Origin of the sequence: Halorubrum californiense DSM 19288, from assembly GCF_000336875.1 — an archaeon.
Lineage (GTDB): Archaea > Halobacteriota > Halobacteria > Halobacteriales > Haloferacaceae > Halorubrum > Halorubrum californiense.
Genome location: NZ_AOJK01000057.1, coordinates 1 through 12,097 on the forward strand (window position 1 = coordinate 1; position 12,097 = coordinate 12,097).

At 69.6% G+C, this 12,097-nt stretch carries 11 protein-coding genes; 6 read left to right on the top strand and 5 right to left on the bottom strand.

The window, feature by feature from the left end; all coding sequences use genetic code 11:
• A partial coding sequence (locus C463_RS10730) for a KaiC domain-containing protein (protein ID WP_008443656.1) occupies positions 1 to 1,243 on the bottom strand: 1,243 nt, incomplete at its 3' end.
• A gap of 146 nt (positions 1,244 to 1,389) precedes the next feature.
• On the opposite strand from C463_RS10730, the gene C463_RS10735 reads away from it, so the two are divergent.
• Together C463_RS10735 and C463_RS10740 are read left to right on the top strand one after the other, a co-directional pair.
• Complete coding sequence (locus C463_RS10735; RefSeq protein WP_008443658.1) at positions 1,390 to 2,217, top strand: NAD(+)/NADH kinase; 828 nt, start codon at positions 1,390 to 1,392, stop codon at positions 2,215 to 2,217.
• 76 nt (positions 2,218 to 2,293) lie between these two features.
• Entirely contained in the window at positions 2,294 to 2,986 is a 693-nt protein-coding gene (locus tag C463_RS10740; protein WP_008443660.1) for a VTT domain-containing protein, read from the top strand.
• Between the two features lie 284 nt (positions 2,987 to 3,270).
• On the opposite strand, the gene C463_RS10745 is transcribed toward C463_RS10740, so the two are convergent.
• The 3 genes from C463_RS10745 to aspS all read right to left on the bottom strand — a co-directional run bounded on the left by C463_RS10745 (position 3,271) and on the right by aspS (position 5,885).
• Positions 3,271 to 4,002, bottom strand: a complete 732-nt coding sequence (locus C463_RS10745; protein ID WP_008443662.1) for a DUF4382 domain-containing protein — start codon at positions 4,000 to 4,002, stop codon at positions 3,271 to 3,273.
• A 1-nt stretch (position 4,003) separates the two neighbouring features.
• On the bottom strand, positions 4,004 to 4,303 hold the full coding sequence (locus C463_RS10750) for a hypothetical protein (RefSeq protein ID WP_008443664.1): 300 nt from the start codon (positions 4,301 to 4,303) through the stop codon (positions 4,004 to 4,006).
• A 277-nt stretch (positions 4,304 to 4,580) separates the two neighbouring features.
• On the bottom strand, positions 4,581 to 5,885 hold the full coding sequence (gene aspS / locus C463_RS10755; protein ID WP_008443666.1) for an aspartate--tRNA(Asn) ligase: 1,305 nt from the start codon (positions 5,883 to 5,885) through the stop codon (positions 4,581 to 4,583).
• Positions 5,886 to 6,450: 565 nt separating this feature from the next.
• On the opposite strand from aspS, the gene C463_RS10760 reads away from it, so the two are divergent.
• Positions 6,451 to 6,786 (top strand): hypothetical protein, encoded by a 336-nt coding sequence (locus C463_RS10760; RefSeq protein WP_008443668.1) that lies wholly within the window; start codon positions 6,451 to 6,453, stop codon positions 6,784 to 6,786.
• A gap of 27 nt (positions 6,787 to 6,813) precedes the next feature.
• Here the strand turns inward: C463_RS10760 and larC are convergent, their stop codons facing one another.
• A complete protein-coding gene (gene larC, locus C463_RS10765; protein ID WP_008443670.1) occupies positions 6,814 to 8,190 on the bottom strand; it encodes a nickel pincer cofactor biosynthesis protein LarC in 1,377 nt (458 codons plus the stop codon).
• Positions 8,191 to 8,912: 722 nt separating this feature from the next.
• Here larC and C463_RS10770 point away from each other — a divergent pair.
• The 3 genes from C463_RS10770 to C463_RS10780 all read left to right on the top strand — a co-directional run bounded on the left by C463_RS10770 (position 8,913) and on the right by C463_RS10780 (position 12,043).
• Positions 8,913 to 11,135 (top strand): CDC48 family AAA ATPase, encoded by a 2,223-nt coding sequence (locus C463_RS10770; protein ID WP_008443672.1) that lies wholly within the window; start codon positions 8,913 to 8,915, stop codon positions 11,133 to 11,135.
• A gap of 61 nt (positions 11,136 to 11,196) precedes the next feature.
• Positions 11,197 to 11,427 (top strand): hypothetical protein, encoded by a 231-nt coding sequence (locus C463_RS10775; RefSeq protein ID WP_008443673.1) that lies wholly within the window; start codon positions 11,197 to 11,199, stop codon positions 11,425 to 11,427.
• Between the two features lie 82 nt (positions 11,428 to 11,509).
• Positions 11,510 to 12,043, top strand: coding sequence for a DUF5815 family protein (locus C463_RS10780; protein ID WP_008443675.1), 534 nt, complete (start codon positions 11,510 to 11,512; stop codon positions 12,041 to 12,043).
• Positions 12,044 to 12,097: the final 54 nt, after the last annotated feature.

A 12,097-nucleotide genomic window follows, 5' to 3' on the forward strand; every position in this document is an offset into this window, starting at 1 on the left:
GGTTCGCGTCGCGGATCTTCTGAATCTCGACGGCGAGGCGGGTCTCGCGGAAGTCCGACCCCCGGACGTACTGGAGGACGAAGACCCCGTCCGTGAGGTACTCCACGATGCCGTGCCGCGAGGTGTACGGCGTGTCCTCGCTCGCCTCGGAGGTGAGCAGCGTCGTCACCCCCGCCTCCTTCAGCGAGCGCGTGAACCCGAACACCTCCGAGCGGCGCTTCGCCGGGTGGTCGTACATCATCTCCAGCAGGGAGACGGAGTCGAGCACCAGCCGGTCCGCGTCGAACTCCGCGATGAGCCGGACGAGGTCGTTGCGGATCGACGACAGCGAGTTCGCCATCTCGGTGGGGTCGATGGCGACGACCGCGAGGCGGTCCTCCGCGGCGTGTTCGCGGAGCGACCACCCCTTCTCGTCTGCCGTGTCGTAGATCGACTCCCTCGTCTGTTCGAGCGTGATGTAGATCCCCTTGTTCCCCGATTCGAGCGCGTGGTTGAGGAACTGGAGCGCGAACGTCGTCTTCCCGGTACCGGCCCCGCCGATGACCGACAGCAGCGACCGGCTGGGGACGCCCCCGAGGATCATGTCGTCGAGCCCCTGTATCCCGATGTCGGTCCGATCGATCCCGGACTCGAACTCGTCGGGGTCGACGTCGAAGTCGGTCGATCCGCCGGCGTCGGCGTCGTCGCCGAACGCGTCGAACCCGAACTGGTCGTCGCCCGCGCTCGCTGCGCCGCGGTAGCCGCCGAACGGGTCGCCGCCACCCCCCGCCGCTCCGCCGCCGCTCGACCGGCCGCCGGACCCGCCACCACCCCGACTCCCGCCGAAGGGGTCGTCGTCGCCGAAGGAGTCGAACCCGGCGTCGGCGTCGACGTCGCCGAACGCGTCCGCCGGAACGCCCCCGCTCGCCGATCCGTCTCTCGTTTCGTCGCCTCCGGAGTCGGCGTCCTCACCGACGGTGCCGCCGAAGGGATCGCCGTCGCCGAAGGAGTCGCCGTTGCCCCCCTCTGCGTCGGTCTCGTCGACGGCGCCGCCGAACGGATCGGCGGACTCGTCGTCGCTCGCGGCTTCCGTTTCCCCCGCCGGATCATCCCCGCTGGCTTCCGCGTCGTCTACCGCGTCCGCCTCGTCGGCGTCGCTCGCGGCACCGTCGGAGCCGCCTTCCACACCGTCGACCGGCGGCTCGTCCGACTCCTCGTCGGTCTCGCGCAACGCGCGGTCGAACCAGTCGTCCTCCTCGCTCATCGTTTCCGCCGCCCGTGGGGGGTCGACATGGGCCGAGCAACGCGGCCGAGCGGCTTGAAACTTTCCGGCGAGCTTTCAGGTCGCGAGAACTCGGCCGACTCACCGATGTCCGCATGCTTTTATTCCGGGATCGGGATGGGTTTCGCATGGAAGTGGGCATCGTGGCGCGGAAGGGGAGCGAGCGGGCGGCGTCGCTCGCGGCGACCCTACGAGACGTCGTCGCCGACGCGGGCGAGCGCGTCTGGCTGGACGAGGAGACCGCCGCGGCGCTCGACGCCGGCGACGACGCCCGGCCGGTCGACGCGTTCGGCGACTGCGACATCGTCGTCGCGGTCGGCGGCGACGGGACGTTCCTGTTCGTCGCGCGCAACGCGGGCGACACCCCGATCGTCGGGGTGAACCTCGGCGAGGTGGGCTTCCTCAACGCCGTCTCGCCGGCGGACGCCGCGACCGCCCTCCGCGCCGAGATCCGGGCGTTTCGCGACGGGGGGCTGGACGTCCGCGAGGCCCCGCGGCTCGCCGCCAGCGCCGGCGACTGGACGTCGACGCCGGCCGCGAACGAGGTGGTCGTCCAGGGCGAGCGCCGCGGTCCGGGCGGCGGGATCGACTACGAGGTGCGCGTCGACGGGTCCCGATACGCCGGCGGCCACGCCGACGGCGTCCTCGTAGCCACGCCGACCGGATCGACCGCGTACAACCTCTCCGAGCGCGGGCCCCTGGTCCACCCCGAGGTGGACGGGCTGGTCGTCAACGAGATGGTCGCCGACGAGGGGATGCCGCCGCTCGTCGTGGACACCGACGCGACGGTCACCGTCTCGGTCACGGGCGACGCGGGCGCGACGGTCGTCAGCGACGGCCGCGACACCGCCGAACTCGACGGCCCGGTCGAGGTGACCGTCGAGCGCACGGCGCCGCCGATACGGATCGCGGGGCCGCCGTCGGACTTCTTCGAGGCGCTCGGAAAGCTGTCATGACCCCCGAGCGTACGACTTCAACACTCGCTCGAACGCACCCACAAAGCGTTTACCGAGCGCCCGAAGACCGGAGAGCGTGAATCGCCGGTCGACGCTCGGGCGGTACGCGGTCGCGGGCGCCGTCGTCGCCGCGCTGGCGGCGCTCGCGCTCGCGGTGTCGCCGGAGGCTGCGCTCTCGCGGCTCCGCTGGCTCGCCACCGACCCGCTCCGGTTCGGGGTCGCCGTCGTCGCGCTCGCCGCCGTGAGACCCCTCCTCGCGTGGCCGACGACGCTGCTCCCCGTCGCCGTCGGCTTCGGCTACGGCTGGGTCGGGACGCCGTTCGCGCTCGCGCTCGTCGTCGGCACCGCGCTCCCGCCGTACGCGCTCGCCCGGGCGGGGCGGATCCGGCTCGGCGACGACACCGAAACGGGAGCGGAACAAGGTTTCGCCGCCCAGTTCTGTCGGGCCGGCGAGCGCTTCGCGGCGGAGTCCGGCAGCGTCCGCGCCGTGGCCGGGACCCGCCTGCTGCCGCTCCCCTCCGACGCGGTGACGGTCGGGGCCGCGGCCGCCGGCGTCCGGACCCGACCGTTTCTGGCCGGCACCGCGCTCGGCGAACTGCCGTGGGTCCTCTCCGGAGTCGCGGTCGGCGTCTCGATCGACCGCCTCGCAGCGAGCGGCGGATCGCTCGTCGACCCGACGGTGATCCTCGGGATGGCCGCGGTCGGCGCGCTGGTGCTCGCCGGACCGCTCTACCGGACGTTCCTGCGGTCGGACGCGACGGCCGCCTGACTCGGTGCGAAATAAAAAGCGCCGAAACGGTGAACGGATCGGGGAAAACGAAGATCGCCCGTGTGCGTTGTCGCGCGGACGATCGTGCGGGTCGTGTGCCTCTGACGGCGAACGCGTGCCTCTGTTCGGGAACCGACCGCAACGGCGCGCGCATTCCCCCGGTCCCCGAATCCCGGGAACCGACCCAGCCCTGACCCCGAAGTCGCGGCGCGGTCCGCGCTCGCGCGGAGCGAGCGGCCGGACGCGACGCGACTTCAACGGGGGACCGGGGGACTGCGGCGTCGCTACGAGCCGTCGGTCTCGTTGCCGTCGCTCGAACCGCTCTCGTCCGATCTTTCCGGCTCCTCGTACTCCACTTCGATCCCGCTCGGCACCGGCCGGAGGAGGTACCGTCCGTTCCCCCGCAACACCGGCGCGAAGTCCGCGGTGAACGTCGTCCGCGTGTTCTCGCGGGTCTCGAACGGCTCGTTGAACTTCAGCGGCGCGTTGCCCGGCAGGTCGACTGGGGCGTCGCTCCCGTCGGTGAGCGTCCCGTCGGCCGACGACACGTCGAGCTGGAGATACGGGTACTCGCCGGTCTGTAGCTCCCGCTCGTCGACGAGCTGGGTCTCGCCGTTCTGGAGTTCGACGAGGTCAGCCTCCTGGGATTCGTCGAACTCGAAGTACTCGCGACCCTCGGCGGCGTCATCCTCGTCGCCGGTCTCGTCGCCGGCGTCGGTCTCGTTGCCGCCGGCGGACCCGTCGTCGCCGCCGTCGTCCGTGTCGGTCTCGTTGCCGTCGTCGTCGCTCTCCTCCGGGTCGGCTCCCTCCGGACCGAGCCAGAATCCCTCGACGGTGACGACGAGCGACTCGAAGTCCGCGATGTCGGCCGGCTGGTCGGTCACCTGCGTCGCGAGCGTTCCCGTCGCGCGGCCGACGCAGCCGGCGAGGCCGGTCGTCCCGAGGGCCGCGACCCCGGTCGCTTTGAGGTAGGTCCGGCGATCGAGCGCGTCGAGGTCAGGCGCGTGGTCCGTCACGTTACGCCTCCCCCTCCGCGTCGGTTCCGCCGTCCGCGTCGCCCTCGCCGGCGCCGTTCCCGGCGACCTCGCTCACGGTCTCGCCGAGGTCGTCGACGCCGCCGCCGAGGAACTCGTTCACGCTATCGAGGATGCCGCCGACGAAGTCCGGCACCTGATCCGGGAGGTCGCTCGGCGGGCCCGCGTCGCCCGAGGCGTTGTCCGGGCCGGGCGTCGCCGCGACGGCACCGGCGGCCGCGCCGGTCCCGATCAGTACCACCGTGGCCAGCCCCACGAGCAGCGTCGTTCTGAGTGCGGTCATTGCGACTCACCCTCTGGGTCCGACCCCCTTTAATGGCGCAAGCCGTTCAGCCGAATTACGCCCAATTTAACTCGGTTTAACCGCCGTGAGAGGCTTCGAAAGGCGGATATCGTCGAATCGGAGGAGTCGTTTATAACAGACGGCAAACGGCCGGCAGATCGATCGTCGCTCGCGCGGGAGTCGGATGTCTCTCGTGCGGCGGCGTGTCAGGGTACGGTCGGGGGAAGTCTCGGGACAGCCGGGGGGAGTCCCGCCTGCCCGAGTCGAGCGCGTCCCGCTACGGCTCCAGCCGGTTCGGGTCGCGCGGGAACATGATCGCCTCCTTGATGTTGTCGAGGTCGGCGACCTTCTGGACGAGGCGGTCGATGCCGAGCCCGTAGCCGCCGTGGGGGGGCGTGCCGTAGCTCAGCGCCTCGATGTAGAACTCGAAGTTCGCGGTCTCGACGCCCTCCGCCTCCATCACGTCGACCATGCGCTCGACGTCGTGTTCGCGCTGGCCGCCCGAGGAGAGTTCTTGGCCCTTGTAGATGAGGTCGAACTTCCGCGAGGCGATGTCGTCCTCCGGCACGTCCTGCATGTAATAGAACTTCTCGTCGGGGTAGCCGACGACGAAGAAGGCGGGATGCCCCTGTTCCTCGAAGTGTTCGCCGAGGAGCTTCTCGCCCTTCGTGTCGAGGTCGGTCGGGTCGTCCGGGAAGTGCCCGTACTCGGTTTCGAGGATGTCGAGCGCCTCGTCGAAGGTGATCCGCGGGAAGTCGTCCTCGGGCACGTCGAGGTCGACGTCGAGCAGGTCGAGTTCGCGCTCGGCGTTCTCCGCGACCTCGCGGAGCGCGTAGCGCAGCGACTCCTCTTGAACGTCCATCACGTCGTCCTCGTCGTCGATGTACGCCAGCTCCACGTCGAACATCGCGATCTCGGAGACGTGGCGCGAGGTGGCGAAGTCCTCGGCGCGGAACGCCGTGCCCGTCTCGTAGACGGCCTCGTACCCCGAGGCCATCAGCATCTGCTTGTACAGCTGGGGGCTCTGCGAGAGGAACGCGTCCTGGTTGTAGTAGAGGATCGGGAACAGCTCCGCGCCGCCCTCGGCGCCGCCCTTCGAGATCAGCGGCGTCTTGATGTCGACGAACCCTTCGTCTTCGAACCACTCCTCCATCGCGGTGATCAGCTCCGAACGGAGGGTGAACACCGCAAGCGTCTCCGGCTTGCGGAGGTCGAGCGCGCGGTTGTCGAGCCGGGTCGAGAGGTCGACCTCGATGTCCTTCGAGATCTCGAGCGGGAGCGGGGACTCCGCCTCGTCGATGACCTCGTACTCGGTCGGCGCGATCTCGACGCCGCCGGGCGCCTGGTCGCTCTCCAGCGGTTCGCCGACGACGCGGACCACGTCCTCGGCGCCGACGTCCTGAACGGCCTCGAACAGGTCCGGCTCGCGCTCCTCCTTGAACACGATCTGGATGAGCCCTTCGCGGTCGCGCACGATGAGGAAGACGAGGCCTCCCAGGTCGCGGATCTCGTGGACGTGGCCGGCGATGGCGACCTCGTCCGCGTCCGGTTCGACGTCCGACGTGTGGATTCGCTCGATCATGGCGGTCTGCTTGTCCGCAACTGGTCGGGGAGCCGGCATAGGCCTGTCGTCTCGGCGTCGACGGAACGGCTCGCCGGCGGCCGCTCTGGCGGGTTCTCGGGGACTTCCGAACCAAACCCGCCGTGGCATGTGGTCGCATAACTAACATAATTTTAATACGAAACCGACACACGAGGTGGATAACGGCGCCCGAGGCGCCGCGGAGTCCGATCATGACCCGTTCCACCACCTCGACGCTCGCGCGGTCCGCGAGCGTCGCGTTCCTCGGGTGGATCGGGATCGGGTATTCGGCTCCGAACTCACGGTCCGTCCGCCCGACCGCGTGACGCGCGTCGGCTGGGGAGTTCCCCCGCGGGACGGACCATCTCCCGTTCTCTCCAGCCGCCGCTGTCCGTCGCGCGCGTCGAGCCTGACGGCCGTCCCCTCGCGAGCGCCGCCGGTGGCCCGGCTGCCGACCCCAGTCGGTGGCTCGCCGTCGGCGCGTTCGAGGACGCGGATCTGTCGCTTCCCGGGTTCGAACCGGGAGTCGACCGGCCGCGCCGCGTTCGACTCGCGGCGAGGGCGTATGGCGGCAGCCATCCACACGCCGTCGGTCGAGGCCACGGTGACCGTCCGCGTTTCGCAGGCGGCCACCGGCGACCTCGTCGCCGGCGCCAGAGCACAGATCGAGCGAATCGACGGTCTCCGCGTCGAGGAGATCGAGATCGCCGGCCTCCGGCCCGGCCTCAACGACACCACGGTTGAGGCGGTCGCCACCCTCGCGGTCGGCGAGGAAGCGGGTCCGGACACGGACCCCGACGACGCCGCGGGGTTCGTCGTCGTCGACCGCGTCCGCGAGCGCCTCGCCGACGGGTTCGGCGTCGACCCCGAGCGGGTCGAGCGCGTCGACCCGCCCGACTGACGGCAGTGGGGGTCGTCCTCCCTCGGCCTACTCCCCCGAGAGTCGCTCCCGGACCTCGGCCTCGGCGCGCCGAAGGACCTCGCGGATCGGGAGGCCGGTCGCCTCCGCGACCGCGGCTGCGTCGTCGTACTCCCCGCTGACGTCGTACACCGCCCCCGCCGTCGTCGAGGCGACCTTCACGCTCACCTCGTGGTCCGCGCCGTCGACTCGGAGCGTCGCCGTCTCGAACTCGCGCTCGGCGATCCAGCGGTGGCTCGCGCCAGACTGGCGCACCCCGAGCGTCCCCGTCTCGCGGGCGAGTCGCTCGGCGACCGCCTCGGCGTCCTCGGGCTTACAGATGACCTTCACGAGGTGGCCCGGGCGGGACTTCTTCATCGTCGTCGGAACGATCGTCACGTCCCGCGCCCCGGCCCGCTTGAGCGTCTCCTGAAGCCCGCCGAGGACCTCCGGCGCGGCGTCGTCAAGGTTCGTCTCCAAGACGGCGATGTCGTCGTGGACGAGTGACCCGTCGGTGGAGTGGCCGCCGTGTGCGTGGTCGGCGCCGTGTTCCTCGCGGTCGTCGTCCGATCCGGGGTCTCCCCCGTCGCCGACGAGCGCGCGCAGGACATTCGGATGGCGCTCGAAGTCGGCGTCGCCGGCGCCGTAGCCGGCGCGTTCGACCGCCAGGTCCGGGACCGCGTCGACGCCCTCAGCGACAGCTCCCAAGATCGCGGCGCCGGTCGGCGTGAGCAGTTCGCGGTCGATCGGCCCGCCGACGATCCGGAAATCGGCGCGGGTCGCGATCTCGGTGGTTGCCGGGGCGGGAACCGGGTATGTGCCGTGACTCATCTCGACCGTCCCCCCGCCGGCGGCGACAGGCGTGGTGACAACTCGGTCTGGGTCGAGGTCGGCGAGCAGCAGCGCCGCGCCGACCACGTCGGCTATCGCGTCGTCCGCGCCCACCTCGTGGAAGTGGGTGTCGTCGAGGTCGGTGCCGTGGACCGACGCCTCGGCGCGGCCGAGCAGTTCGAAGGCGTCGAGCGCGGTCGACTCGACCGGGGCAGGGAGCCCCATCGACTCGACGAGGCCGACCACCTCGCGGTAGCTCCGGTGAACGCCGGCGCCCTCGGCGGGTTTGTCCGGTTCGGCGGAGTTCGTGTCGTGCGTGTGGTCGTGATCATGGCCGTGACCGTGACCGTGGTCGTGGTCGCTGTCGGTCTCGACCGTCTCATCTCCGTCGTCAACGAGGACGTCGACGGTCGTCGCGCGGATCCCGTTCTTCTCGGTTTCGCCGACCTCGTATCGGACTGGGAGCGCCTCGCTCACCGGGGCGAGGACGTCGGGGTCGGCGCCGGCCGCGATCAGCGCCGCGCAGATCATGTCGCCGGCGGCGCCGGTCCGGCCGTCGAAGACGAGCGTTCGCATGGATTCTCCGAGGCGACTGGCAGACAAATACCCCCGGATCGGCGACGTCCATTCTGTCGGATAGTCGGTTAAGCGTCTCCGCAGGACGGTCGTCTCCAATGTATAGATAGTCGACGACGCCGCGCGGAACACCGCCAAAGCCCCGGCGCTCGGTCATACTCAGGTGTTACTCCGAACAGTACCTCCAAAGCCCCAGCCGGGAGGATGGCACACGCTCGTTGCGCGCTTCAGTCGCTCACGCTGTTCGCTCCTTCCAGTGCTTACGTCGCCTGTGCCATCCTCCCGGCTGCCCCTTTGAGTCCCCCCGCCCGCACAGCACCGCACCTCACCCCTCCCCAGCCTCGTCGGCCGCCCTTCGGTCGGCCGACTCCAGTGAGGGACCTCCGGTCCCTCTGGCAGCCGGCGCGTAGCGCCGGCGACCTCGCACGCGCTCCTCGCGCCCTTCGGGCGCTCGGAGGCGCGCGCCATACCGTCAAATCCAATAGTAAGTCGAACACGTCGGAACGTCGCCGCAAAACGGCAAAAACGGCGGGTGCGACCGACCGCGAGTCCACGGCGAAAACGCACGCTTACGACGAGGTTTTAAGAGCGGATACCTAACCGTGCTATATGATAACACAACCTGACGCGGGCGTCGGGCGCTCGGCGCCGGGCGGCGCCGGGACGGGCAACAGGCTTATTCCCGAACCGGAAGGAGATACCACCATCCCCCGCGAGGAATCATGAACGAAGTCCAACTCGAAGTGGCGAAGGCGTACCCGAACGACTCGGGGCGCGGCATCGCCCGACTCGACCCCGACACCCTGTTACACCTGAAGCTCTCGCCCGGCGACATCATCGAAATCGAGGGCGCGGAGACCACCGCCGCGAAGGTCTGGCGCGCGGACCGCCAAGACTGGAACACCGACACCGTCCGCGTGGACGGGTTCACCCGGCAGAACGCGGACGTCGGGATCGGCGAGCGCGTCACCATCCGGAAGGCGGAGGCCGAGAAGGCCGACAAGCTCGTCTTGGCCCCGCCCGAGGAGGCGTCGGTCCAGTTCGGCTCCGACGCCGCCGGCATGGTGAAACGCCAGATACTCAAGCGCCCGGTTGTCGAGCGCGACATCGTCCCCGTGATGTCGTCGACGAACCACCCGTTCATGCGGTCGCCCGGGCAGGCGATCCCGCTGATCGCGGTCGAGACGGAGCCCGACGGCGTCTGTCTCATCACCGAGGACACCGAAGTCGAACTGCGCGAGGAGCCGATCTCCGGCTTCGAGAAGACCGGGGGCGGCATCACGTACGAGGACATCGGCGGCCTCCAGTCGGAGATCCAGCGCGTCCGCGAGATGGTCGAGCTGCCGATGAAACACCCGCAGATCTTCTCGAAGCTCGGGATCGAGCCGCCGCAGGGCGTCCTGCTTCACGGCCCGCCCGGGACGGGGAAGACGCTGCTCGCGAAGGCGGTCGCCAACGAGACCTCGGCGTCGTTCTTCTCGATCGCCGGCCCGGAGATCATCTCGAAGTACTACGGCGAGTCCGAACAGCAGCTCAGGGAGATATTCGAGGACGCGAAGGAGGAGAGCCCGAGCATCATCTTCATCGACGAGCTGGACTCGATCGCGCCGAAGCGGGAGGACGTCACCGGCGAGGTCGAGCGCCGCGTCGTCGCCCAGCTGCTGACGATGATGGACGGGCTGGAGACCCGCGGGCAGGTGATCGTCATCGGCGCGACGAACCGCGTCGACAGCGTCGACCCCGCGCTCCGCCGCCCCGGGCGCTTCGACCGCGAGATCGAGATCGGCGTTCCCGACGAGGTCGGCCGCAAGGAGATCCTCCAGATCCACACCCGCGGGATGCCGCTCTCGGACGACGTGAGCCTCGACCACCTCGCCGACGAGACGCACGGCTTCGTCGGCGCCGACATCGAGAGCCTGACGAAGGAGGCGGCGATGAAGGCGCTGCGCCGGTACCTGCCAGAGATCGACCTCGACGAAGAGGAGGTGCCGCCGAGCCTCATCGACCGGATGATCGTCAAGCGCGACGACTTCTCGGGCGCGCTCAACGAGGTGGAGCCCTCCGCGATGCGCGAGGTGCTCGTCGAACTCCCGAAGATATCGTGGGACGACGTCGGCGGGCTCAGCGAGGCCCAACAGCAGGTCCAGGAGTCGGTCGAGTGGCCGCTCACCTCGCCGGAGAAGTTCGACCGCATGGGCGTCAACGCCCCGAAGGGGGTGCTGCTGTACGGGCCGCCCGGGACCGGGAAGACGCTGATGGCGAAGGCGGTCGCCAACGAGACGAACGCGAACTTCATCTCGGTCAGGGGACCGCAGCTGCTCTCGAAGTGGGTCGGCGAGTCGGAGAAGGCGATCCGGCAGACCTTCCGGAAGGCCCGGCAGGTGAGCCCGACGATCATCTTCTTCGACGAGCTCGACAGCCTCGCGCCCTCGCGCGGGCAGGAGATGGGGAACAACGTCTCCGAGCGCGTCGTCAATCAGCTCCTCACCGAACTCGACGGGCTGGAGGACATGGGCGACGTGATGGTCATCGGCGCGACCAACCGCCCGGACATGATCGACCCGGCGCTGCTCCGGTCCGGCCGGTTCGACCGCCTCGTGATGATCGGCCAGCCCGATCAGGAAGGCCGCGAGCAGATCCTCGACATCCACACCGAGAACACGCCGCTCGCGCCCGACGTGAGCCTCCGCGAGATAGCCGAGATCACCGACGGTTACGTCGGCTCCGACTTGGAGGGGATCGCCCGCGAGGCCGCCATCGAGGCGCTGCGCGACGACGACGACGCCGAGGAGGTCGAGATGAAGCACTTCCGGCGCGCGATGGAGTCGGTGCGGCCGACGATCAACGAGGACATCCTCGCGTACTACGAGGACGTCAGAGAGCAGTTCAAGGGCGGCGGCGGCGAGTCGCTCCGCGACACCGGCGGCCGCATCGGATTCCAGTAACGCGGCCGACCGGGGGCGCCTTCGGAGGCATTTTTCCGTTTTCGCGCGCGTAGTGTGAACCATGCCCGACGACGTGACCGTCGACGTGGAGGTCGAGGTGGAGGTCGACCGCGACGAACTGGAGGTCGAACGCGAGGACGCCGAGGTCCTCGAAGCGACCTACGAGGCGAACGGAATCGAGATCGAGATCGAAGCGGAGGTGGAGACGGACGGCGGAGACGGCGAGTCCACCGGAGACGACGACGAATCCGCCGAGGGCGACGAAGAATCCGGCGACGAGGACTTCGAGTAGCGGGCGTCGCGGTCGCCGTCGCTCCGGCCGACGACCGACCTGTTCCGCTCCTTTTAACCTCGACAGCGACTAAGGCGGAGCCATGTCTCAGCCCCGCGTCCCCGGCGGCGACGAGAACGCGCTGGAGCTACCCTGCGGGGAGACGGTCGGCGTCGGCGAACTCGACCTCGGGATGCGCGAGTACGAGTGCGACTGCGGCGAGACCCACGCTGTCGTGATGGACGTCCACCCCCCGGAGCGGTTCCTCCCGGACTTCCTCGTCGAGGTCCTCCGCGAGGCGATCGAGACGACCAGCGAGGAGATGCCGGAGTTCGACACGCCGCACCTGCTCGGCGTCGTCTTAGAGGAGTTTCCGGAGGCGGTCGTCTCGCACGACGCCAGCGAGAACGCGGACGTGGGGTACGCGATGGTGTGGGTGACGGAGTTCGACTCCCGGCGCCTCCACGAGGTCGTCGTCGAACTCGTTGTCGAACTGATGGAACACGCCGTGAGCCACGCCGACGACGACGAGGCGCTGTCGGCGTTCGAACAGGAGATGGTCGAGTTCGACGTGAGCGAGTTCGTCGAGCAGTACCGCGCGGAGCGCGACCTCGAAGCCGAAGACCCGTACGCCTAATCGAGACGACCCGCCGCCGGTCGGTTTTCGCAAATCCGCTCAAACCTCCAAAAA